The organism is Siminovitchia sp. FSL H7-0308 (assembly GCF_037980985.1).
In the GTDB taxonomy this organism is placed as follows: domain Bacteria; phylum Bacillota; class Bacilli; order Bacillales; family Bacillaceae_C; genus Siminovitchia; species Siminovitchia thermophila.
The window spans coordinates 3,639,091-3,663,596 of the sequence record NZ_CP150282.1 but is presented as its reverse complement, the minus strand read 5'-3'; the positions used below and the strand labels follow the sequence as shown (position 1 = coordinate 3,663,596).

At 40.0% G+C, this 24,506-nt stretch carries 17 protein-coding genes and 4 pseudogenes; 12 read left to right on the top strand and 9 right to left on the bottom strand.

Annotated features, from left to right (window positions below):
* Nucleotides 1-1,008: 1,008 nt before the first annotated feature.
* The 4 genes and pseudogenes from MHB50_RS17275 to MHB50_RS17260 form a co-directional block, all read left to right on the top strand.
* Nucleotides 1,009-2,031: pseudogene (locus MHB50_RS17275) on the top strand (adhesive domain-containing protein); the annotation flags it as partial.
* A gap of 81 nt (nucleotides 2,032-2,112) precedes the next feature.
* Nucleotides 2,113-3,521: pseudogene (locus MHB50_RS17270) on the top strand (YSIRK signal domain/LPXTG anchor domain surface protein); the annotation flags it as partial.
* A gap of 111 nt (nucleotides 3,522-3,632) precedes the next feature.
* Nucleotides 3,633-5,345 (top strand): hypothetical protein, encoded by a 1,713-nt coding sequence (locus tag MHB50_RS17265; protein WP_340084300.1) that lies wholly within the window; start codon nucleotides 3,633-3,635, stop codon nucleotides 5,343-5,345.
* A 27-nt stretch (nucleotides 5,346-5,372) separates the two neighbouring features.
* Complete coding sequence (locus MHB50_RS17260) at nucleotides 5,373-6,959, top strand: glycosyltransferase (protein ID WP_340084299.1); 1,587 nt, start codon at nucleotides 5,373-5,375, stop codon at nucleotides 6,957-6,959.
* 103 nt (nucleotides 6,960-7,062) lie between these two features.
* Here MHB50_RS17260 and MHB50_RS17255 read toward each other — a convergent pair whose 3' ends face one another.
* The 3 genes from MHB50_RS17255 to MHB50_RS17245 form a co-directional block, all read right to left on the bottom strand.
* Nucleotides 7,063-8,121: a response regulator gene (locus MHB50_RS17255; RefSeq protein WP_340084298.1), complete on the bottom strand. Its 1,059-nt coding sequence runs from the start codon at nucleotides 8,119-8,121 to the stop codon at nucleotides 7,063-7,065.
* 403 nt (nucleotides 8,122-8,524) lie between these two features.
* Nucleotides 8,525-9,508 (bottom strand): agmatinase, encoded by a 984-nt coding sequence (gene speB, locus MHB50_RS17250; protein ID WP_340084296.1) that lies wholly within the window; start codon nucleotides 9,506-9,508, stop codon nucleotides 8,525-8,527.
* Between the two features lie 7 nt (nucleotides 9,509-9,515).
* Nucleotides 9,516-10,604, bottom strand: a complete 1,089-nt coding sequence (locus tag MHB50_RS17245) for a hypothetical protein (protein ID WP_340084295.1) — start codon at nucleotides 10,602-10,604, stop codon at nucleotides 9,516-9,518.
* Between the two features lie 344 nt (nucleotides 10,605-10,948).
* Between MHB50_RS17245 and MHB50_RS17240 the strand changes: the two genes are divergently transcribed.
* On the top strand, nucleotides 10,949-11,410 hold the full coding sequence (locus MHB50_RS17240; protein WP_340085356.1) for an Lrp/AsnC family transcriptional regulator: 462 nt from the start codon (nucleotides 10,949-10,951) through the stop codon (nucleotides 11,408-11,410).
* A gap of 876 nt (nucleotides 11,411-12,286) precedes the next feature.
* Here the strand turns inward: MHB50_RS17240 and MHB50_RS17235 are convergent.
* Both MHB50_RS17235 and MHB50_RS17230 read right to left on the bottom strand, forming a co-directional pair.
* Nucleotides 12,287-12,439: pseudogene (locus MHB50_RS17235) on the bottom strand (DinB family protein); the annotation flags it as partial.
* Nucleotides 12,440-12,546: 107 nt separating this feature from the next.
* Nucleotides 12,547-12,987 (bottom strand): annotated as a pseudogene (locus MHB50_RS17230) (transposase); the annotation flags it as partial.
* Between the two features lie 297 nt (nucleotides 12,988-13,284).
* On the opposite strand from MHB50_RS17230, the gene MHB50_RS17225 reads away from it, so the two are divergent.
* Nucleotides 13,285-13,557 carry a YesK family protein gene (locus tag MHB50_RS17225; RefSeq protein WP_340084294.1) on the top strand — a complete coding sequence of 91 codons (273 nt, stop codon included), beginning with the start codon at nucleotides 13,285-13,287 and terminating at the stop codon, nucleotides 13,555-13,557.
* On the opposite strand, the gene MHB50_RS17220 is transcribed toward MHB50_RS17225, so the two are convergent.
* Complete coding sequence (locus tag MHB50_RS17220; RefSeq protein ID WP_340084293.1) at nucleotides 13,538-13,792, bottom strand: hypothetical protein; 255 nt, start codon at nucleotides 13,790-13,792, stop codon at nucleotides 13,538-13,540. The genes MHB50_RS17225 and MHB50_RS17220 overlap by 20 nt on opposite strands.
* 832 nt (nucleotides 13,793-14,624) lie before the next feature.
* On the opposite strand from MHB50_RS17220, the gene MHB50_RS17215 reads away from it, so the two are divergent.
* Nucleotides 14,625-14,759: a hypothetical protein gene (locus tag MHB50_RS17215; protein WP_268920972.1), complete on the top strand. Its 135-nt coding sequence runs from the start codon at nucleotides 14,625-14,627 to the stop codon at nucleotides 14,757-14,759.
* A 114-nt stretch (nucleotides 14,760-14,873) separates the two neighbouring features.
* A complete protein-coding gene (locus tag MHB50_RS17210; RefSeq protein WP_340084291.1) occupies nucleotides 14,874-15,995 on the top strand; it encodes an FAD-binding oxidoreductase in 1,122 nt (373 codons plus the stop codon).
* Between the two features lie 3 nt (nucleotides 15,996-15,998).
* Here the strand turns inward: MHB50_RS17210 and MHB50_RS17205 are convergent, their stop codons facing one another.
* The 3 genes from MHB50_RS17205 to MHB50_RS17195 all read right to left on the bottom strand — a co-directional run bounded on the left by MHB50_RS17205 (nucleotide 15,999) and on the right by MHB50_RS17195 (nucleotide 18,770).
* A complete protein-coding gene (locus tag MHB50_RS17205) occupies nucleotides 15,999-16,310 on the bottom strand; it encodes a DUF6241 domain-containing protein (protein ID WP_340084290.1) in 312 nt (103 codons plus the stop codon).
* Between the two features lie 370 nt (nucleotides 16,311-16,680).
* The gene (locus MHB50_RS17200) at nucleotides 16,681-17,673 is read right to left on the bottom strand and encodes a zinc-dependent alcohol dehydrogenase family protein (protein ID WP_339164931.1); all 993 of its coding nucleotides are present in this window, start codon (nucleotides 17,671-17,673) and stop codon (nucleotides 16,681-16,683) included.
* Nucleotides 17,674-17,870: 197 nt separating this feature from the next.
* Nucleotides 17,871-18,770 carry a LysR substrate-binding domain-containing protein gene (locus MHB50_RS17195; RefSeq protein WP_339164929.1) on the bottom strand — a complete coding sequence of 300 codons (900 nt, stop codon included), beginning with the start codon at nucleotides 18,768-18,770 and terminating at the stop codon, nucleotides 17,871-17,873.
* Nucleotides 18,771-18,919: 149 nt separating this feature from the next.
* On the opposite strand from MHB50_RS17195, the gene MHB50_RS17190 reads away from it, so the two are divergent.
* The 4 genes from MHB50_RS17190 to MHB50_RS17175 all read left to right on the top strand — a co-directional run bounded on the left by MHB50_RS17190 (nucleotide 18,920) and on the right by MHB50_RS17175 (nucleotide 24,220).
* Nucleotides 18,920-19,921, top strand: a complete 1,002-nt coding sequence (locus MHB50_RS17190) for a membrane dipeptidase (RefSeq protein ID WP_340084289.1) — start codon at nucleotides 18,920-18,922, stop codon at nucleotides 19,919-19,921.
* A gap of 113 nt (nucleotides 19,922-20,034) precedes the next feature.
* Nucleotides 20,035-20,484, top strand: coding sequence for a hypothetical protein (locus tag MHB50_RS17185; RefSeq protein WP_077112984.1), 450 nt, complete (start codon nucleotides 20,035-20,037; stop codon nucleotides 20,482-20,484).
* Between the two features lie 263 nt (nucleotides 20,485-20,747).
* A complete protein-coding gene (locus tag MHB50_RS17180; RefSeq protein WP_340084288.1) occupies nucleotides 20,748-22,217 on the top strand; it encodes a sodium:solute symporter family protein in 1,470 nt (489 codons plus the stop codon).
* Between the two features lie 680 nt (nucleotides 22,218-22,897).
* Complete coding sequence (locus tag MHB50_RS17175) at nucleotides 22,898-24,220, top strand: TIGR00366 family protein (protein WP_077112987.1); 1,323 nt, start codon at nucleotides 22,898-22,900, stop codon at nucleotides 24,218-24,220.
* Nucleotides 24,221-24,506 lie beyond the last annotated feature (286 nt).

The following is a 24,506-nucleotide window of genomic DNA, read 5'->3' as shown; positions in this document are numbered from 1 at the left end:
CTTCAGCTCGAGCTATTCCCGCAGGAGTCTACATATTTTTACTACGCTAAAAGCTTGCGTATTATACTCTGGGACAATTTATCCGGCATGTAAGGTTCCGTATACTCCCACTTCAACAACTTGAGTTGAATACAAAAGGTCCAAGTGGGAGAAACGGCCCCTAAATGCCCGATTGGTTCAACTAACATTTCTTGGGAAAGGCATACCAAGAAATGAAGTTTCACTTTATCCGGCATGTAAGGTTCCGTATACTCCCACTTCAACAACTTGAGTTGAATACAAAAGGTCCAAGTGGGAGAAACGGCCCCTAAATGCCCGATTGGTTCAACTAACATTTCTTGAGAAAGGCATACCAAGAAATGAAGTTTCACTTTATCCCGCATGTAAGGTGCCGTAAAACCCCCACTTCAAAACCAAGATTCTTTATGAAAATTTATAAAAATGATCAATCTCTATTTTAAATAATCCCTTTGTTAAAAACGATCAATCTTTTTTATAAGACTACATTCGGTCCATTTAATGTCATTTCTCATGCGAACTATCCAAAAGTTGGGGAAATGCCCAGTTTGCGATTTTGCAATACCACTTTTGCTGCCAATGAGTATCCTGGCAAAATGAGATGAAGATAAACAGGACGCAATTCCCACGAGATGAACAATATAAAATCAAATATTGATTTAAAAGCAAAAAAGCTTCCAAAAGTTGAATGATCGACTTATTTGGAAGCTTTTTTTTGGCGGAAATTAGCGTTTTATACATGATTATGTCCCTTTATGTTAAGAAACGGTTTAGAAAGCCCGTGGATAATTGGGTTTAAGATCGAAGATTTATATACATACCGCTTTTATACATCCAAAGTGTTTAGATTTCGGTCTTTACTGTTGAATGTTCGGAACAAGAAACCTCTTGAAGTAGCAGTGGAGAAGGGAGGGTGTTCATTTCCATTTTCATGCTTTCATGTGTTTCGAGGTTCATCAATTTTCGGAATTGGAGGGACATTAGTTAATAATGAGTAAAAGACGGTCATTTGATTATAAGAAAAAGATGAATGCAAGAAGAAAACAGTATTTAAGAAGGACAGCGACCATTGCTGCTGCAACGCTATTAGTTACAATCCCGGTAAGTGCAGGGTACAAAGGTTTCTCTTTGCCTGGTTTTGAAACGAGAGTAGCTTCAGCGGCTTCGTTGGCAGAAGTAAACCTTTTGCAAAACACCACTGTTTCCGGATCGGTAGTTGATGGAAAGCCGTATCTATTAAATGTGGGCGTTTCTGGAACAGCGGTGGCGAATTTACAAGTATTAAATCCTGATCGTGTAGCAGTATTCAAACTGCCGGATGAACTAGCCGGGGATGTAACTGCGGCTGGTCCTGCTAATGTCTCTGTTGAAATATTACCCGTTACAATGGATGAGTTGCCAGTTTTAAGCGGAGCGTTAAGTGGTGTGACAGGGGCACTTACAGGTGCGGTAGCCGATGTGTTAAGCACGGTTGATGCTCTTCAAAGCAGTCTGATTCCGAAAGAATTGCTTGTCATAAATGGCGTAAGCGAGCTTTCGCAAGCTGTGGATGCATTAAATAATCTTGACAGCGCATTGGCTAATTTATTGGATTACAATGATCAAGTGGAGGTAAGTATCTCTCCGGATGGAACCGTTACGGTTGATTTCACCGAGGGATTGGGGAATCACCTGGAAACAGCAGTGAAGGATGTTGTTGTTCAAACCCTCCAAAATGTGGTTGATGCTATAAATGCACTTGAGATCAAAATTTTACCTGAAGCAGAAAATATCCCGCTCTTAGGAGAACTTGTTAAGACATTAAATAATGTAATTAACGGAACGTTATCTACTGTTACTGGTGCTGGACAATTAGCGACTGACCTGATTGGACAAATTACTGATGGAACCCTTGATATCGCAAATGATTTAGCCCAAGCTTCGGTGCTCGGGAATGTGTCAGTGGATCTTGGTTTGAATGTGCCAAATCCGACTTCTGCCTGTGTCAATAGTGCCGAAATCAAAGGAGCCATTATTGGCGACAGCACGATCGATATTGATTTATTGTCAAGTTTGGAATCTTCAGCGACGGTAGAGTTTCCAAATCAAGATTGTGATTCGGATTCCGATAGCGACAGCGACTCCGACTCTGATAGTGATTCGGATTCCGATAGCGACAGCGATTCCGATTCTGATAGTGATTCGGATTCCGACAGCGACAGCGATTCCGACTCTGATAGTGACTCAGATTCCGATAGCGACAGCGATTCCGACTCCGATAGTGATTCGGATTCCGATAGTGACAGCGACTCCGATTCTGATAGTGACTCCGATTCCGACAGCGATAGCGATTCCGATTCTGATAGTGACTCGGATTCCGATAGCGACAGTGATTCCGATTCTGATAGTGACTGGATTCCGATAGCGACAGCGATTCCGATTCTGATAGTGACTCGGATTCCGATAGCGACAGCGATTCTGACTCTGACAGTGATTCGGATTCCGATAGCGATAGCGATTCCGATTCTGATAGTGACTCGGATTCCGATAGCGACAGCGATTCCGATTCTGATAGTGACTCGGATTCCGATAGCGACAGCGATTCTGACTCTGACAGTGATTCGGATTCCGATAGCGATAGCGATTCCGATTCTGATAGTGACTCGGATTCCGATAGCGACAGCGATTCCGATTCTGATAGTGACTCGGATTCCGATAGCGACAGCGATTCCGATTCTGATAGTGACTCGGATTCCGATAGCGACAGCGATTCTGACTCTGACAGTGATTCGGATTCCGATAGCGATTCTGACTCCGACAGTGACTCAGATTCCGATAGCGACAGCGATTCTGACTCTGACAGTGATTCGGATTCCGATAGCGATTCTGACTCCGACAGTGATTCGGATTCCGATAGCGACAGCGACTCTGACTCCGACAGTGACTCGGATTCCGACAGCGACAGCGACTCTGATAGTGATTCGGATTCCGATAGCGACAGCGACTCGGATTCCGATAGCGACAGCGATTCCGACTCTGATAGTGATTCGGATTCCGATAGCGACAGCGACTCCGACTCCGATAGTGATTCAGATTCCGATAGCGACAGCGACTCCGATTCTGATAGTGATTCGGATTCCGACAGCGACAGCGATTCCGACTCTGATAGTGATTCGGATTCCGATAGCGACAGCGACTCTGACTCCGACAGTGACTCGGATTCCGACAGCGACAGTGACTCTGATAGTGATTCGGATTCCGATAGCGACAGCGACTCTGATAGTGATTCGGATTCCGATAGCGACAGCGACTCCGACTTTGATAGTGATTCAGATTCCGATAGCGACCCTGGCCGTGCCCCAGGCTTCGGAACTGGCAATGGTCAAATATCCGACACAGATAATCAAACCGGACATGGAAGCAAGTTGCCAAACACTGCAACAGCACTTTGGACTATGGGACTTACAGGATTGGGAGCATTGTTGGCGGGTATTGCGGCGAGATTGTTTGGCCGGAGAAAGTAATGTCAATATTTTTCAAAGCTTGATAGGAAGAAGCAAATGTATCAAAAGACATTTGCTTCTTCTCCATTCACTCTGGTAATAGCTGCTCTATTGGAGGAAGGTGGATAATAAATGCGGACCAGGCTATATGTAAAAGAAGTCGAAGACCGTTTAGAAGCATTAAAAAGTAAGATGGACGAGAAAAAACATATCGTTGACGAGCAATTGAAAAAAGACTTGGACGGACAAAAAAAGTATGTTATTTTTCTCTCAGTTGGGAATCCTGAAATTCGGGCCCGGGTGATAAAGGCCTGTTCAAATCAATATGAAGCCGCTTGGAAAAAAGCAAAACGCTCCTTGCTCGCTCTTGTTCAAAAAAGGTACATAGTTCCACAGTGGATCAAGGCAGATATTGTTTCAAATATTGAGAAATGGGACTATTTCTCTCTTGAAAACTACTTGGAGAAAGTCAAAAGAAACTATTTTCGCAAAGGTCTGGCCTTTGACGATGAATTTCGCCTTGCCTTTTTGGAACAAGAAATCAACGGTTATGCCATGATCAGAAGGACAAATGATGGTCCTCAGTCATTGGATGAAAAAAATATAAACAATTATTTACAATATAACGGTATACATACCATTTTTTCCAAGCGGCTTTATCAAAACAAAACGATTTATCCGTTTAAGACATTGGGTTTTTTTGATGAAAACGGAGAGGTGTATGAACTTTATGATGGCGAACTGACCAATGGCATTCGTAAAGTCGAACGCTTGGACACCGAAATCTATCAACTGATCAAACAATCTACTCATTTTTTGACCAGCCAAATAAAAGAAAACGGCCAATTTGCATATGGATACTTTCCCTGCTTTTCAAAGAAGATTAAAACGTATAATATTCTCAGACACGCGAGTACTTTATATGCAATGGCTGAAGGGTATGAGTTGCTTCGGGATCAAAACATATTGCGGGCGATTGAAAGAGGCATTCGGTATTTGATTGATCATTCGATCGTCTATTATGATGATCGCGCGTATGTCGTTGATGTTGCCAACGATAGTGAAATAAAGTTGGGGTCTAATGCTCATGCCATTTTAGCCTTAACCAAGCTGATGGAAGTGACGGGAAGTGATCAATATTTGGATATTGCCCGGGATTTGGGCAAAGCCATATTATGGATGCAAAAAGATGACGGCGGCTTCCTACATGTATGGGACTATCCGTCATTTGCTTTAAAAGATGCATTCAGAACGGTTTATTATGATGGAGAGGCCGTGTTTGCCCTCTTGAGACTATACGGTTCGGACCGTCAAGATCAATGGCTGGAAGCTGTAAAGAAATCTTTTGATTACCTTATTGAACATGACTATTGGCAATATCACGATCATTGGCTAAGTTATGCCGCGAATGAGCTGACCATGTATGCTCCTGAGGATAAATACTTTATGTTTGGATTAAAAAATTGCCAAGGAAAATTGAACTTTATTTATCACCGGAATTCGACATATCCTACTTTTCTTGAATTGACAATGGCCGCTTTTAAAATGGTGAAAAAGATAAAAGAACTGAATAAACATGATCTATTGCAATATATCGATACAGAATTTCTCCTTCAGACGATTGATAAGCGCGCGGAATACCAGAGGGTGGGCTTTTGTTATCCGGAGATCGCCATGTACTTTAAACGGCCTGCTCTCGTATTGCATGGGTTCTTTATCCGGCACCAGGCGTTCAGGGTGCGAATAGATGATATAGAACATAACTTGTCGGGGTATTGTCATTATTTGATGTACCGTGTTCCGGAATGGGGAGAAACCGAAAACTTCACATTGACCAACATATAACAGCTGCGTGAAAGGTGTGAAATGACGATGTTTGACGAAAAGCCGAAAAAGAAATATATGTTTTTAAATATTGATTTGGCGTATCATTTAACCGGAATAGAGCGCGCATCCTTGTTGCGCGCAAAAATCTTTCACGAGCAGTTGGGGATTACGCCGGTGGTTGTGACAACGAAATACAATGAACAATTGCTGGATATTCGGAAACATTTGATTCACAATGGCATATTGCATGAACAGGTTCCTGTCCTCAATATGTATGAATATTTTCAAGAGACGATTCAAAGTGGACAGGATGGGGTGGACGAGAGATCGCGCGTTCGGCGAAAGGATTGGACGTATAAAGATGTCCCTCATACGAACGATACGCGTGTTTACCGAGATGGACGATTAATGATGTATCAAAAACGATCACCTGATACAGGCCGTTTGCATTATATTAATTATTTTCATCAAGGTAAAAAGATTCGCCGTGATAAATTCGATGGTAATGGTTGTTTGAGCGTCATTCAAACATTGGACCCGGACAAACAGTACGTTTTGATGGAGACGTATTATCGAGTGGATGGAACTCCTTGTATCATTAAGCACTATACTCGGGATAACAACAAACATAGACTGGGATGTATCATGATGTTGAATCGGCAAGGCGATGTGATGGAAGCTTTTAATGAAGAAAGTGAATTGATTTCGTACTGGTTACGACAAATTGTCAAGCCTTCTGATATCTACTACTTTATGATTGATAAAAACAGAGTGTATTATAAACAGCTCCAAGTATTAACATCAGAGCATGTACATATTATTACACTCATTCACAGTTTACACGTAAAAAATGGGCGAGATATGTTTACTGGCGCCATTAATTCCAATTATGCCGATATATTTGCCGATGTCACGAAGCCCGATGCGATTGTGCTACTGACCGAAAAACAAAAAAGCGATATCCAAAAGCGTTTTGGCATTCAAGGCAACTACCATGTTATCCCTCACGCTCTGGAAAAATTGCCAGCACCAGTTCCGTTTATAAGGCGTGAGGAAAAGAAGGTTGCTGCTCTTTCCCGGTATAGTCCAGAAAAAAACCTCGATCACATGATTGAGATGTTTTCCAAAGTCGTTCAGCGCGTTCCGGAAGCGTCTTTGGAAATCTATGGAAGTGGGTCGGAAAAGCGAAAACTATTGGAACTGATTGATCAACTCGGAATGAAGGAGCATATTTTTTTAAAGCCATACGTAGCGAACCCCTCCACTGTATATGAATCTGCGGTATTCACATTATTGACAAGCAAGTGTGAAGCTTTTTCATTAGTTACGATGGAAAGTTTGTCTCACGGGTGCCCGGTCATTGGTTACGATATAAAATATGGTCCGTCTGATATGATTATGGACGGTAAAAACGGCTTTTTGATTCCAGTCGGTGATCATGAGATGTTCGTCCAAAGGATAATTGATGTCTTGACGAATCGGTCCTTGAATGAGTTGTTAAGTCAACAAGCATACGAATACGCCCGGCAGTTTAGGTCGCAAGAGAGCGCGAAAAGATGGCGCCATTTATTGGAAAATATAAGCAAAAGAAAGGTGGAGAATACTTTCGCGTCGTTTGCTGTCGAGTCTTAAAAAAACTGGATGGAAGTTGGCGGCTCTTCGCAGAACTGACTTTGAGTTTTTATAGCGATGAAAAAATCAACTAGTAACATTATGCCCAATCACATTGATAACCTTAATTCACTAGTTGATTTTTAATTTCTTTCAGTTTTGCATATTGTCGTATGGCGCCTTTTACGTCTCCCAGTTTATTATAAATCGTCAATAAGTATTGGTAACTTTTTTCCTCGTCAGGATCCATGGTTTGAATGTCAAAACAGAGCTGCATTGCTTGCTCGAGCTCTTTTTTTTCGATGGAGTATTCAATTAACCGATATAAATACGTTAACCAAATATTGTGAAGCCGAATTCTTTCCGGCTCTGTCCAAGAGTAGCCTTCATCTTCCAAATAAGGTCTGTATTTTTTTAAAATGTCCCGTACAACGCCGGCATTGTTTTGGTTGATTGTGGGAAATTGCAAGAGGAGCTGTTCCCACGTCTCTATGTAAATTTCTACCTCTTGTTCGTTGGCCTTTAAATAATAACCATTTTGATCACGCGAAAGTTTGATGTCGGCCCTTATTGATTTCATCGTTTTTCGAACTTGCGTAATGGTTGTATATAGTAATGTGGTTGCCCCATTCATGTTTGCATTTGGCCAGAGCATATCGATTAACATTTCTTTACTAAGTTTGCGAAAGCGATACTGTAATAACAAACAGAACAACTCTTTTGCTTTGGCTGTCCTCCATTTGATGTTCAACGCTTGCTTGTTCCATTGGAAAAAATGGAGATTCCCAAAACAGGAAATTCGAATACCATCATGACTATGATGATGGTGATGAACAGGTATTCGTTTAATGGACTTAAGCAACCGCTCTAACGTAATCGGCTTGAGAATATAATCGAGGGCATTGATTTCAAATGCGTGTACAGCGTATTGGTAATAACGGGAAAAAAAAATAATGTGAATATCCTCATTATAAGACTTCATATTTTCAGCTAGTTCCATTCTATTAATTGGTGAAATATCAATATCAAGAAAAACGACATCTATTTGATGATTTTTGGCATATGCCAAATATTGCTCAATATTTTGAATATAAAGGATGCGATGAAATAACCCTGTTTTTGGCAGTAAACCCTCTAAAACTGTTTTTTCGTTTGATTCTTGAACGAATACCACTGCTTGCATACTATCACCCTAATCTTGAAGACATGTTCCAGAGATTTTTGACAGTTATGGTAATATGTAACAAATACTGTATGGTGTAAATCTAAACAATTTCTGAACAAATCGCTATAAAAATTTATATTTTGGTTAACTGCTACACTGCTCAGAATAACTTTAAGCGTATGAAGTTTGACATAATTTGAATGGTAAACTGTCTACATAGCTCATTAGGAGACAATATATGGAAATTGATAGCGGAGGCCAATGGCAAGCGAAAATCGAAAGCTTGGCCCGCTGGCAAGATGGGAGTGTTGAGGGAAAGGCTGTAGTTTAATGTTTGGAATTGCGCTAATGTGAGAGAAATAAAAAATCAGGTGGAGAAAACAAAAACTTGTTTTTCTCCACCTGATTCATTGTTGGGGGCTTACAAAGGTTGCGCTCCATTAAGTTGCTTTTCTCTAATAATAAAATTAATAAAATCAATGATGAGTCTCGCGGCAATTTGTGAAGTGACTCCGGTAGGATCGTATAATGGGTTCACTTCAACCAGGTCAAAACCAATCACCTCGCCTTTCTTGGCCACGGCTTCCAAAATCTCGCTTACTTCATCGTAATTAAACCCTCCTGGTGAAGGTGAGCCGGCTCCGGGAGCAAGGGAAGCGTCCAATCCGTCTATATCGATCGTTACATAGTATTTTTCACCATTCGGCATATCTTTTAAAGCTTCTTTAATTCCCATTTTTCGAATTTGCTTTGGCGATAAAATTGTGCTGCCGTATGCACGGGCATCATCAAAGTCTTCCTTTTGACTGCTTCCGACTCCTCTTATTCCAAGTTGCGCCATTTTATGGATGTGGTCCATTTCGGACATTCTTCTCATAGGGCTGCTTAACGTAAATCGTTGACCAGATGCATCCTTTAACCAGTCCAGGTGCGCATCAATTTGGACGACGTTTACTTTTTGGTGGCTTTCTAACGCAAAGGCAACCGGGGAGGTGATGGAATGATCCCCGCCCATGACAATCGGAATGGCGCCTTTGGCAATAATATTTCTGATGGCTTCTTCTGTATTTTCATGGCTTTGTTCAATATCCCCATTAATAATGGAAACATCCCCGCAATCAACAATTTTCCAGCCATCATTATCGTAGACGATATCTTTTTCATGGTCATATCCTGCACCAAATGCATACAGGGACGATTGTTCCCGAATGGATCTTGGCCCCATGCGCGTTCCGGAACGCCAGGCAGTTGTCATATCATTTGGAACGCCGATAATGGCAAAGTCGGCATTTAAATCGTCTAAATCAGTACAAATTGGGTATTTTTTAAAAGAAGTGATGCCTGTAAAGGGCATGTCCAGCTTCACTCTTTTGTAATCCGGTTTTTTTGCATATTTACTCATCATTTATCCCTCATTTTCCTATTTTTATTTCATAAGCTTCTTCAATTTTTCCCTTATTAATAAATTGGCGATAAAGCATGCCAACCATTAATATTAAGCCGATGTATCCAACGATCGGGTATACTAAGTCGATTATTTTGGCGAAGGGAAATAATCCGCCAAAAAAGCCAAGTATCGTTAGCGCAATGGTGGTCGCTCTATATTTTAACGTGTCGCCTTTTGAAAACTGTATGGAAACTGTCCAAAGCATTCCCACAGCCGTTGTATAAATGGCAATAAGAAGAATAATGGAAAAGAAAAGTGCTATCATTGGACTGATCTGATTTGCCAACCATAATGTTGGAATATCTTTTGTGTGAAGTTGTTTGACGTTGGACAGGAGGCCAATATAGATTGCAAAAACGCCAATTAGCATAATCAGCCCGCCTAAACTTCCCCCGATAATGACATTTCCTCTGCTTACTTCGCCTTTCCCCAGATTTGCCAAAAAAGGCAACGCCACAAGTAAAACAAATGAAGAATAGACAAGTCCAGACTGCCACCAGTAAGTGGTCGCTGTTGGTAAACGCAGCTCCTCGATCACTGTTCCCGCTTGAGAAAATCCGGACTGGTCGAAACTGCCGGCTCCCACAATAACCGCAAAAAAGATAATAATTGGTCCCGCTATTCCCAATATTTTGATCATTGTTTCCAATCGTAATAAAGCTGTGATTAATACAAGTATCGCCATGAGTGCCCGGCCGGCTACAACGCCAACTCCGAAGTGCTCGGAAACAGTCGCGCCAGCTCCTGAGATCATTACAACAAATACAATTAATATAAATAATTGCGAAAACCAATAGAAAAAGGTGCCAATATATTTGCCACAAAAATACGTAAAAACGTCCTTTGAATCATCAATCTTTAAGCGAAGTCCCACATCCATCGCATATGCGCCAAACCACATATGCAAGATGGCCGCAATAATAATCGCGCCAATCCCATAGTAACCAAAAGATACGAAGAATTGCAGAATTTCTTGCCCTGTCGCTGTTCCCGCTCCCAGTATGAATGATACAAATGCACCTGCTATAACAATTATTTTAAAAGTGCTGTTCATAATGACCTCTTTTCTGCATGTTAAAATGTCTGTTTATCACAGTAATTTTTCCAAAATGTGGCGAGTGCCGGACGATTGTTTCGATTTTCTTTTGAACCTAACCAGGCTTTTGTATCTCGATAAACTGTACAGGGACATACTCTCATTGCAATGCAACAGCATTTTCATCACCCTCCTTACATTTGATGTCAAGTTTTTATTTTTCAATTAATTCATTTGTGCTAATAATAATAGTACAATTAAGTAACAGATTACATACCAAAGAGAATATTTTATCTTGAATAGGGATTCAATTTGAAGGAATAAATCAATAATCATATTCAATTTGAAAGAAGGGATAAATGATGGATCAATTGGACGTGCATTTGCTTACATTGCTGCAACAGGATGGCAGAAGTTCTATTAGTGAGTTGTCGAAAAAAATGGCGCTCAGCCGTCCCAGTGTTGCGGAACGATTAAAACGGCTTCAGGAAAAGGGCATCATTGAAGGATTTTATGCCAGGGTTCCTCCTGCTGCTGTTGGAAGAAAATTATTGGTGATGATTGAGTTAAGTGAAATACGGGCACCCCTCAATGAGATTGAACGCTTCCTTGCCGATGAACCTGATGTGATCGAGTGTCATCGGGCCACCGGACATGTTCACTACTATATAAAAGCCGCCTTAAATGGCATGGATGAACTGACGGGACTGATCGAACGTTTAGTTCCTTATGGCAATACGAGGACCTCCATTTTGTTGAGCACCCCTATAGAAAGACGGATCATATTACCCACTGCAACAAATGGCGCTTCACATTCGGAATAAACGGCAAGGGGCCGTAAAAAAGTTTTGTAGAAGTGACTTTTTTACAGCCCTTGAAAAAAAATGCATGGTATATCGGAAGGTAAAGAAATGTAGCGCAGACATATGAGGCATGTGATCAATAGAGTCAATTCCTACTGAACCATTGGATATAAGTGCCATGGTGCAACACATGGGATAAAGCCTCGGAAACAATGTGATAAAGGCTATCAAGTTTCCGAATAAGTGGAATAAATGAAGCTACAACAAGTGCTATGATAAATCACTACTGTTGTAAGCAGATGTTTGCAAGTTCCGATGAAAAGGAGGAGAGATGATTGTTTGTCAAAATCCATGATGTGTTAGCAATTTTCAAAGCATATATTGATCGCAAAGTATAAGAAGCAATGATAAATAAAAAGGCAATAGTTCATCTTTGTGGTAAAAATGCAAGTTTGATCTGAACCATTTTAAAAAGAAGTGGCCAGAAATCCAGCTCTCTTACGAAATATATTCATTAGAAGAAAGCAAGAATTAGTGAAAGAAGAATAAGAATTTATTGATGTTGATAAGCAATTTGTTCTTTTTTCTATTTTTCACTTTTTTGATGATAAAGGACGAACTAAGTAAAGAATGAATCAACTATATCGGTCTTCCAGGCGCACATATTCGCAAAAAAATTCGTCATAACCTGTTTTGAACCATAATGTTGATGGGCTGTCTTTTCTGGCTTGTTATTTTTTTATTAAGTAAGTTTTGGATCGTCTTTCAGAAGAACATGCATAGGGGACGGCCTTGATCACTTTTCCGCAAAAAGCCCCAGAGGTGGGAACTGCCAATCTACTAAAAAATGGTTGTACGTACCTTCCGAGATATCAAATTCTTTTTAATATGCCTAAATTAGGAAGTCCATGGTCCTACATCTGATCTGTACCGTTCCGCCATTACACGAACGATTTGCGCAATATGTTTTAGATCATGAACAACTCATGTTGATACTAGTTCTCTTACCTTCACTACACCAAAAGCCGGGTGGAATCCGGTCAGCTTGTAGACAAAGTAAATATTTTTTTCTCTACAAGCTTTCTTTATATCTAAGTATATAGAAGATGCAATCTACTTAATATTTATTTATTATAAGAAAAACGACTCCCGCCCACCTAGACTTGCCTGTCTAGATAGGTGGCAATCTTCTTCATGTTCTGGCAGGCTGCCGTAAGCAGCAGCTGCTCGCCCGCCTTTAGTATCCCCTCAACTGACAAATTACGAAGCCCATGCAGTTCGTTTGAATCTGCGAAGCTTCGTTCGACCTTTTCTTTTCTACATTTATAAAGTTTTTTACCCGAAGGAGAAAACCGATGAAACCGCATTTTTTCTTTGTGGTCTTCCCGGACATGTTGAGTGACCACTTTCTGATGATTTTTTGATCGAGTCCATTTCTCCAAGAGTGGGCAGGCAACACCTTTTTGGGAATCGGACTTATATTCCTATAACCATCACGGTTTGTGGTTGCATAGCGCAATACTTCACCGTTGGGGCATATATAAATATTTTGTTCTTCATCACTTGAATTTCCATTTTGGAAATAGTCCCTGGGTAGGATCGGACAACCGCAATCCCGAGAACCAGCCATATGCCATTGGTTTGAATTTCTCTTTCCAGCTGACGTTCCGAACGGATACCAAAAAATAGCCGTTGAACATCTTTTTAAACAGAACAGAAGCTTACTTAAAGTACAAAACTTCCGAAATGTGGGCGAGACCTCTTAAAAGTATTTTCATAAAAAACAAAGATAAATTGGGGGTGATAAAAGAATAAACAATTTACAGTTCTTTTTTTGTGAATCTTTGATATTATTAGAGTAATTAATTTAAAAAATGAATGGGGGAGTGGCCCATTTGTTATTATATGTTCCAGTCGGTGTCGGTATCATCATCGGTTCTATACTACTTGTTTTAACTTTAGTTCTAAAGAAAAAGTCAACATCTTTAGCTAAAATTCCATCTTATTTAGGTTTATTAATAGTAGCTATTGTATTCATCATAAGTTTTTCCGTTAGAGGTTTTGAAGGTGCAGCATATGGTTTTACTGGTTTTACGGTCTTTGTTTTTACCGTCTTGACTTTTTATATAGCTAAAAACACAAAAAACCTTAAACAACCCCGCCTATAAATAAGTGGAGTTGTTTTTTAATTAACATTTGCAATTTTTTAGGAGGGAACCAAGCTAATAACGCTAATTGTAATACCGTCGGGGCATAGTGCCAGAGCAATGAAATTGCAATCACATTGGCAGTCATTAGTTCCATAAGTTGCCCAATAACGATTGTGAGTAGGGCAGCAAACATCATATCGATTCCTAGGGGTATCGCCACCATATTTCCCACGATCACCACAGTTCCTTCCACAATGTTTATATCCCGGATAACAACCATCGCCCCATTGATACAAAGGTTTAAGAGTTTTAAAAGATTGATCTTCAACTTAATTTGCTTTATTCGGGGAGACCTTTTTCAAAATCCATTGATTCAATATATTTTCCAGTATAAGGAATTTCTAATTCAACACCTTCATCTTGTAGGATTATAAAAGTTGTTAGTTTGTTTTTGGCTTCATTTAAAACCGCACTGTTACAACTTCTAGATTAAGATCATCTTTAGTAAAAATTGTTAACAAACGACCGCATTGCCGAATTTCAGTACAACACGAGTAATGAGATTACAATATTTTCATCAACCGGGGCAACGAATTCTGTTTTATTAGCTGCCAAAATGACAATAGCATCTTCTTTAAAGTTGATCTTAAAATTTTATTTTTGAAATTCCTCATTTGGCTTAATATGCTCATTAAATACAAATAATGTTTCTTCTTTTGACTGTTTACGCCCAAATTCCAATTCGATAATAGGTATTGCCATTTGAATCATTCCTTAATTTTTATTTACAGCTATAACGAACACGAGATGTCTTTCTTTACATTTTTCACCTCAATATTGTTGCTATATTTCAATAGGTGTAATTAAATTGCAAAAACTAAAACAAGATTGGGAGAAATTTTTAACAATCGTAGTGATCAATTTGCTTCATTGCTTTTTATTTAGTCATTTTCTCCTTTTTTATATATAATGTAAGCGGTGATGGGTCTTCTGTTCCAAGTCAAGCCAAGATGAATAAACTGTGAATAATCTCTTATTCTTTTATAATGAACAAGGACCACTTCATTAGAAGGGAGTGCGTTTGCATGGTCGATGAGTCACAAATGATTCTTAAAGAGGTTTTGCAACTCGTTTATGAAAAAGGACAGGAAGAAGGCGCTTCACTCAACCAGTTGTTAAAAGATGCGAGTGAATTATTGCATCTATTGGTCAAGCAATAACAGGTTTTTTAGTCAGGCATCTGACATTAATCGCTTTGTTTCAGCCGTAAGGTCGTAGCTGAAGCACGATCTGGCTTAGAGTATGCAACATGAAATGGGAAAGGGCGTGAACAAATGAAAGTAATCGTTGTAGGCGCGGGTATTGTAGGAGCAAGCACGGCCTACCATTTAGCGCGGGAAGGCGTGGAGGTTGTGGTTGTGGATTATCTACATGAAGGCCAGGCGACAGCAGCGGGAGCCGGGATTGTCTGCCCTTGGATTTCAAGCGGAGATGACAACCATCCGGATCTGTATACGCTTGCCAATGCGGGGGCGTGTTACTATCCTTCACTTATATCCATGCTGGGACAAGATGGTGAAACGAATATCAGCTATCGTTTAGTGGGAGCGATGGCCGTAAATAGTGATGAAGGGAAACTGGATACAATCGAACAAATGGTTAGAAAACGGCAATCGGAAACTCCGGAAGTGGGTGAAATTCGCCGTTTGTCCCCTGCCGAGGCACAAGCGCTTTTTCCGCCTTTAAACAGCGGTCTCGGGGCTGTATATGTTACAGGCGCCGCACGGGTAGACGGGAAGTTGATGAGAGACGCGCTGAACAGAGCAGCCCAAAAGCATGGTGCCCTTTACCAATCAGGAGAAGCCGATCTGGAAGCAAAAGATGGTAAAGTGGTTGGTGTCCGTGTGAAAGGTCAATTCATTTCCGCCGACGCTGTTGTCGTGACAGCAGGAGCGTGGATTTCCAAAGTGCTGGAGCCCTTGGGGATAGATGTATCCATCGTACCGCAACGGGGACAAATCATCCATTTAGAAGTTCCAGGACACGACACTTCCAATTGGCCCGTCATTCTCCCGCAAAATGATCATTATCTCGTTTCGTTTGATCATTCCAGAGTAGTCGTGGGAGCAACAAGGGAAACAGGAGCGGGATTCGATTACCGTGTTACGGCATCTGGTGTAAAAGAAGTGCTTGATAAAGCATTGTCAATCGCTCCCGGTCTTGCCAACGGCACATTGAAGGAAATCAGAATCGGGTTTAGGCCATTTGGCAAAGAACTTTCACCTTTGATTGGACTTGTTCCTTCTATGGAGGGGCTCGTTATTGCCAATGGTTTGGGTGCTTCGGGCTTGACGATGGGGCCGTATGTCGGACTAACAGCGGCTAATCTTGTGCTTGGCAATGAACTGGACTTGGATCTTACCCCCTTTAATCCGTTGAGAAAAGTCACGGTGTAAAAGCTATACATAAAAGACAGCAGTTGTCTCTATTTGGGCAAATGCTGTTTTTTGTTTTACCTGTATCATATGGTCAATCTTTTTTGTAGTTCCTGCTTCTTTAACATTATCTCTCATAAACTCTTGTTCTTCATTTTCCGACATAATGATATACTTTACCGATCGTACACCTTGATAACTCCAAAGGTAGTTATGATCTTCGTCGCCTCTTGAAAAGTCTCCATCAAGTAGGGCAAGACATTCTTCTTTTCTTTCAAAATGGCTCTTTGAGACGATTGCAAGCACATCGTTAATCGTTTCAGGGATAGCCCCCACTTCTGTTCGGCTCTTACTTTGCTGAGGTGAGTCATTTTATGCAACACAGCAATGACGGCCTCTTGTGTTGGGTTTTCACCAAGCTAAACCTTATAGCTTATACCACCAATTGATTGCGTTTGCTCGATAAATTCTTCGCTGGGGACACCTGCCGTTTCTGCTTTTTTCTTCATTTTCAGTTCTTTTTTTCATGATTATGTACCAAATACTGGTAGCTTCCATATAAAGAAAGCAGTACTACACTTACCGAAACAGCTACAATGAGCAATACCTTTTTCATAAAGCCCTTCTCCGATTCCTTAGAATAATTGTTTTCAGTTATCCAGTAGCATCTTCGAAAAAATGTTCATGACCAACATGAGGGCGCCCGTTAATTTTTATCACTCGTTAAAAACACTTTTCCTTTACGAGGTTCTAACGTAGCATCAATAGCCTGCTTTATATTCGATAAATCGTGTTGGGAATGCACTTTTGCCAAGCGCAATTTCCGGTCCTCCAAGAGTTTGAATAACAATTGGAAGGTTTGTTGCCATTTGTCGATTGACACCTTTTTATTCCAGTTTCGTAAATGGAACATTGTTGCTTGCAATTTGGCTTCATTGTAAATGTTTTTCCAGTTTACTTGGATGCCTGATAAAAGGCCAATCGCTAAAAATAGGCCATTAGGTCGAACACAAAATGCCAGTTCCTCTCCAGCCTTGCCTCCGATTGAATCGATAGCCGCATTCGCCCCCATCCCCTTTGTTATGTCCATGACTGTCTCATACAGCGGTTCTCTGGAAGTATCTATTACATGGGAGACCCCAAGCTGGAGAAGGTCTTCGGTATATTGGTTGCTTCTGGTGATCGCAACTAAGCGAAAACCCAATATGGTTGCAAACTGGGCAAACATATGACCGATGGCGGAACCGCAGGCGTTTACAAGTAAAATGTCATTTGGTTTTAAACGTAAAACTTCGGTACAAGCGACCCAAGCCGTAACGGGATTAATATATACTTGCGATGCGGTCATATCATCAATGGAGTCAGGAACGGGAACAGCCAATTCCGCCGATGTTTTGACAAACTCCTGCCATGTGCCTTCTCCCCGTAAAGGTAACACGCGCCTTCCGATGAGGTGCCGGGATACAAATGACCCGACATCTTTTACAATGCCAACTCCTTCATAGCCAGGTATATCCGGCAGTGAAATTCGATGGGCGTATGCCCCTTTAATCGGGATTAAGTCAGAAGGATTGATGGGCCGAACGAGCATACGAACAAGGATTTCGTCATTTTTGGGGGGATCAATGCTTTTATATTCGATTTTTAATACGTCTTTCGGATTGCCAAATTCATTGTATGTTATACACTTTGCATTCAAGGGCTTTTTCTCCTTCTATCAAATATCTTTTCACTTTACAAAACGAATAAATGAAAGTGTGTAGTTGCAAAAAAGATGGCAGAGGCTTTTCAATAAAGTTGGGCGCGTTTTGGGCACATTGGTCGGCTTTTTGGTAAAGTACCAGAGCCGATTTGAGAAAAAAATACCGGAATAGCTTGCCAATAAAAACGTTTTTATCACCTATGTTTGGATGTGTTTTCTGCAATATACTGCTTAAGCAATGTGACAATACTGTTGACGATATGAGACTTTTCATTGAAGCGCCATACTACAGATGTTTCTATAGTGGGACTAAAATCCAGTTCCTTAAAGACGACACTTGCAATTTGGAGATTTTTCATGGAAGAAGGAATCAGTGCAATTCCTAATCCTGATGAAACTAAAGCAATAACCGCCGTTGAAATATGTGCCGTTATGGTCAACTTTGGAACAAAACTCATCTTATGAAAGATAGACATAACCGTATCATAGTAAACAGGGCTCACTTTTCTGGGGGTAACTATAAATGTATCATCTACTAATTCCTGAATGTTAATGGGTGAATCTGATTGGGCTAACTTATGCGACTTTGGAAGGACTACAACGAATTTTTGTTTGCGAATAGGAATGATATGAAGGTTGCTTTTTTGAATAGGGGTACAAATGAATCCAATATGGATTTCCTCTTCTTGTAATGCTTTAAGCTGATCAACGGTGCTCATTTGATGCATCGTTATATCTACTTCCGTATTCACGCTTTGATATGATTGGATAATGGGAATCAGGTCATAGAGTGCTGAATCGGTGAATCCAATTGATAATTGTCCTTTTTCCCCTTTGTAAATCTTCCTTGTGTATTCACGCGCTTTTTCTATATCTATGAGTATTTTATACGCTTTCTCCAAAAAAGCTCTTCCTGCATCCGTTAATTCCACTGTTCGATTGCTGCGTTCCAATAATTTTACACCAATACTGTTTTCCAATTGCTTAATTTGCTGACTTAAAGGCGGCTGGCTCATATTTAAACGGCTTGCCGCCTTTGTAAAGTTCAATTCTTCGGCAACTGTGACAAAATATTTTAAATGTCGAAGTTCCATAACGATGCCTCATTTCTTTTGAACTATATTTATTTTATATCATAACAAAACTATTTGAATATTGTACATATTAATAATGGCATTCTATAATAAACAAAATTAGCAAAAGCTAGAGTGTGTTCTGTTCAAGTTGAGAAGGAGGAATGGTGATGGAATCAGACAATCAACAATTGGTTATTGATGGATGCATGTATCCAGTAGGTGATTTTGAGGGGTGTTCGGAATCGGTCCAAAAGTCTAAAATGAATGCTTTCTTTCTAACATTGCTTTCATTTGAAGGATTTTCGGAAACAATCCGTTCTATTGCTAACATATATAATGTCGTTGATCAGCAGGAAAAGACATTAGGTGTGGCAAGAACATATGCTGAACTGCAAAAGAATGCCGCTGCCGGAAAAAAATCTATCATTTTAACTTTTCAAGAACCTTATCCCATAGGTAATTCCTTAAATAATTTACGTGCTTTTTATGAAATGGGTGTAAGAGTCGTACAACTTACTTATAATAAAGCAAATTATATTGGTTCCGGTTGCACGGAAACAATTGACCGTGGTTTAACCGATTTTGGCAGAGAGATGATTCATGAAATGAATCGGTTAGGTATGTTAATAGATGTATCTCACTCGAGCAAATTAACAACACTTTCCGCTATTCAGGAGAGTGAAAGCCCGGTAGTGTTTTCTCATGCCAATGTTAAGAAAATCAGTCATATTCCGCGAAATAAAACCGATGAAGAAATAAAGTTGCTTGCTGAAAAAGGCGGTGTGATGGGTTTAACCCCTTGGGCGCCACTTTGTTGGAAAGGCGAGATCAATCAACAGCCGACTCTCGATGATTATTTAGATCATGTTGAATATGTGATTGATTTGGCAGGAATCGATCACGTTGGGTACGGCAGCGATGCACCTCCAGATGATAAGATTGATACTCCTGGTGTGCTGGAACAAGCTACATTATATCCGGAAGTAGTAGGGAAATATTATTCAAGTGTAAGTGAAGATTTTTCATTGGCACATGCGAAGGATTTTAAAGGATCTAAAGAATTGGATCATGTCATGATGGGATTGAAAAAAAGAGGATATAGTGATGATGATGTAGATAAATTTATCGGAGGAAATTTTGCAAGGGTCATTAAGCAAGTTTGGAAATAAAGCATTTGTTCTTTGGACAAAAAGCACAGGATATGCTCTAGACACTTGAGCGATCCTGTGTTTAAAACTAAATGTGGCGTTTTTTACCAAATAACCAATTTGGATGTGGTGTGATGCTATCAACTGTAAAAAGATGGGAAGTGTATATGGGACTTTCCCAAGAAAAATCTGTTCGCCTTTTTAAGGAAATTTTGGAAAGTAGAGGTATTTCCTATCAAATATCTACATCTCATCCCCATTTTATGTATGATGATCAACATGAAAAAATCTTGATCCGCACTCCGGATTTTCATATTCAATTTATTTATGTTTCTGCGGATCCTTTAACAAGGCTTTTTACAAATGTGATGGGGATATCAAAGCAACACAGTGGAATCACATTACTGTCATGCAAGTTTAAAAAGCAGTCTAAAGGGAGCTTTTATTCAGTAATGAAAAGCTTTGTCCACAATGCGCCAAGTGATCCATGGCACATTACATCACATCCCCGTTTTCGGTTTGCCGTTTTGTTACAGCTCATTACCAAGTATAAATGGAAACGGATTGATGACTTTGGTCAATAAAAGGAGTGTGAATCATATATGAAAAATAAAGGGAGTTGGTATTCGCTGCCAACCTATGAAAAGATCTTTTTGATAGGGATGATTATATATATCATTATTTTATTTTTACCATGGACTTATCACCAGAAAATTTTAAATATTTCATCTTGGGTGTGGGGAGCACAACTTTTACAATTTCTCATACCGGCGGTTGGAATTCCTATTTTCTTTCTATTAAAAAAAGGTTCTCCCAATGAGAAGGATTAGAAAGGGAGGTAAGGTTTATGAGAATGACTGAATTGATTATTGTTATGATTTATTTCATTTTTTTAGTGGTACTCGGTCTTATTACGCAAAAAAAAGTATCATCTTCTGATTCGGGAATTGATGAATATTATGCGGCTGGAAAAAGAATTGGGCCGGTAGTTAATTCGATAGCGCTGCTTTCGGCAGCCGGCAGCGGCGGAACTTTTATGGCAAGTGTAGGAACGACATGGGAGCTGGGACTTCCATATATTACTTCTTTTGGAATTGGATGCTCCGTAGGATTTATGTTAGCTGGCCTTTTAGTGGCAAAGCCATTGAGAAATTCCGGAAAAATTACAATTTCCGAGTTTCTCATTGACCGATATGAAGGAAGTGTCTTTTTAAAAGTTTTGATTCCAGTGATCATCATTGTTGGTTCAGGAATGTATTTAATGTCACAAATGAAAGCGGGAGGTCTCGTTACATCATATATCACGGGCTGGCCTTACGAATGGGGCTTGGTCATTATTGCACTTGTTTTTATTTTTTATGTTTCGCTGGGAGGAATGTTGGCTGTCACTTGGACAAATGTTCTTCAGGGAGGCCTAACATTACTGTTAACATTGGCCATTATTGTAGCAGGAATTGCCCATTTACCAATGAAGTGGACCGATTTTATAGCTCATGCGGCTGAAATAAATCCGACATTGGGAACCTTCGGTGAATCATTTTCCGTTTTAACCTATATAGGGGCATTTGTTACATGGGCTGCCGCTATTAGTGTAACCCCGCACTTGATTATGCGTATATTTACATCTGATAATGCGGAGTCTGCGAAATTAACATTAAATTATACAACACTCGTGTATGCTTTTGTTGTCATCGCTCCGGCTTACACAGTCGTTCCGCATGTTGCAAATTTGGGACAATCCGTTATGGAGAATTATTCTTCAGACATGTGGATGCTTCTCATTGCGGAAAAGTTTTTTGGGCCTGTCATGATGGGAATCATCGTTGCAGCCATATTAGCCGCGATTATGTCAACAACAGACTCATTATTATTGGCGCTAAGCAGCGCGGTTGCTTATGACTTATACAGTGGAGTGATAAATCCCAACGCAGGAAAGGAGAAAATATTAAAGGTTTCCGTCATACTAACATGGGTCATTGGGATTGCTGTCATGTTACTGTCACTAAATCCCCCGGCATTTTTAATGGTCTTTTATACAGCGGCTCTGGGGCTAATGGCTTCTGCCTTTTTCGTCCCATTATTGCTGGGAATATGGTGGAAAGAAGCCAATACATCGGGAGCCATCGCCGGAATGCTTTCAGGGGCAATTAGCTTTTTAGTTGCATTTACACTTTTCGAACTGCCGCAAAACTCCGAGATTCTAATTTCGTTACCATTATCATTTATCATTATGTATGTTGTATCTCTCAGGACTAAGAAAAATTCAGAACATGTTTTGAAAAAAATGGATGGATACCATAAAAATGCCCACTCTTGAAGTTTACTTTTTAACGCTTAGCCAGTAAACGTGTTTCAAAGCTGTCCGCAGTGAAAGGTGGATCAGAGTTTCAGCTTGCATTGGAAAAGGCACTGCCTGTCATAGCTGCTGTTACTATCTTCTTAATAACCTGTGGTCGGCTTGAATGATTGTGAGGAATTGGCAAGTGGTTTTTTTAAAGTAAATAAGACTTGCATCTATATGTGTCAAATCAAGATGGGATCAATCAATTGGCTTGGAAATATGGAATAAAACGTTGGACTGAGCGGGAATCGCTCGAACTTTCCATTGGAAAGGGAACTGGAAATAGATATGTCTATAGATTCAGATAAAGAAGAATATTCAGTTATACATCAAAAAGGAGGGGGTGGGACATAAGTTGAAAGCTGATTGATATTCGTAAAAATCGTGACAATAAAATTGCATGGAATTCAGGTTTTTAAACTTGATTCCATGCGGTTTACTCATTTTAGGGTTCTGTTCCGGCCTCTTATCAGTTGAAATACCGGGGAGCTTATTTATTATTGCAATAAGAACTTTTTGGAGATGAGGATGTGTTTTAGTCACATTCTATACATCGCGTATAAGAAATCTTTTCCCTTTCATACTTTCAGATAATTACGCATTATAAAAGTTTATCTTATGATGTAATCTAAACTAGAAAATGGAGGGGGAAAAATATGTTAGCAGGTGTAGCTGATCGTTTTGCAAAAGTTGTTCAACGGTATTTGCCGGATGCTTTTGTGATTGCTGTTCTTATGACTGTATTCGTTTTTTTCATTGCTTTGTTAATGAATCCAACTGAATCCGGCAAGATTGTTTCAGCTTGGGGAGATGGATTTTGGGCCTATTTGGCTTTTACAATGCAAATGGCCCTGTTATTAATGACTGGAATGACTTTAGCTTCAGTACCTATTATGAACAGAGGCTTGGCTAACCTTGCGAAATTGGCAAACAAACCTTGGAAAGCCTACTTGATCACTTTTCTTGTTTCAGCAGGTGCCTATTACATTAACTGGGGCTTGGCCGTTGTAGTCGGCGCGATTATCGCTAGAGAAATTGGGAAAAGAAATGAAAACGCTCATTTTCCATTGCTCGTAGCTTCCGCTTACTCAGCCACTATATTGTTTCCAGGAGGAATTTCCAGCTCAATTGGATTAACAATTGCAACAAAAGGTCACTTTTTGGAAGAAGTGATGGGGGTTATTCCCACATCAGAGACATTATTTCACTCTTCCACAATCATTATCTTTTTATCGCTTGTGGTGACCATGTCGATTTTTATTATCTTAATGTCTCCAAAGAAAAATATGATTCGTTATCAACTCAAAGATGGTGAAGAGCGGCCATCTACTCGTAAGGAAACTGATACAAGCAAATTAACGCCAGCCTTGAAACTGGAATACACTCCTATTTTGGGAATATTGATTGGAACAATTGGCATTTTTTATACAATTATTTCTTTTGCAGGCGGACGAGACTTGGACTTGGACATTATTAATCTGTTCTTTTTATCACTCGGCTTATTATTACATCGTTCATTGGGGCAATATGCAAAAGCTTTTATGGATGTGTCAAAGTCGATTTCACCTATTATTCTCCAATTCCCTTTCTACGCTGGTATTATTGCGATATTGACAAGCTCTGGGTTAGGGCAACTGCTGATTAATGGGATGATTTCCGTTGCAACACCCGAGACGTTCAATGTTTTCAGTTATTGGGTGGCCGGTTTGGTAAACATATTTGCACCATCCGGAGGCGGACAATGGGCATTGCAAGGTCCTTTGCAGATCCCAGCTGCAATTGAACTTGGAGTAGATCCTTCCAAAACGGCGATGGCGGTCGCATGGGGAGACGGCTGGACAAACTTGATCCAACCATTTTGGGCATTGCCCATTCTATCAGTTGTGGGACTTCATATTCGCGATATTATGGGCTATTGTATCTTGCTGAGCATATTGGTTGGAGCTGTAACAAGTGTTTTGATTTACTTTTTATATTAAGCATAACCCAGAGTGGGAGGTTCAGCTTTTGGCCGAACCTTCTTTTATTTAGAACCTTGAGCGGCGTGATTTTTTCAGAAGAAATACTCTCCGACTTGGCATGGATACTATCGAGAAAGTGAAAATCCTTCCCAAACCTTACAGCCATACGTGGTTTTTCCATAAATTAGAAATCCTATCCACATCCAAGCTATGTCCACTTCACTTTGAGCGGTATACTATCCAGATTAAGGAAATCCTCACCCAAATTTAAAAATCCTCGCCAAATTTCCAAAATACTACAAAT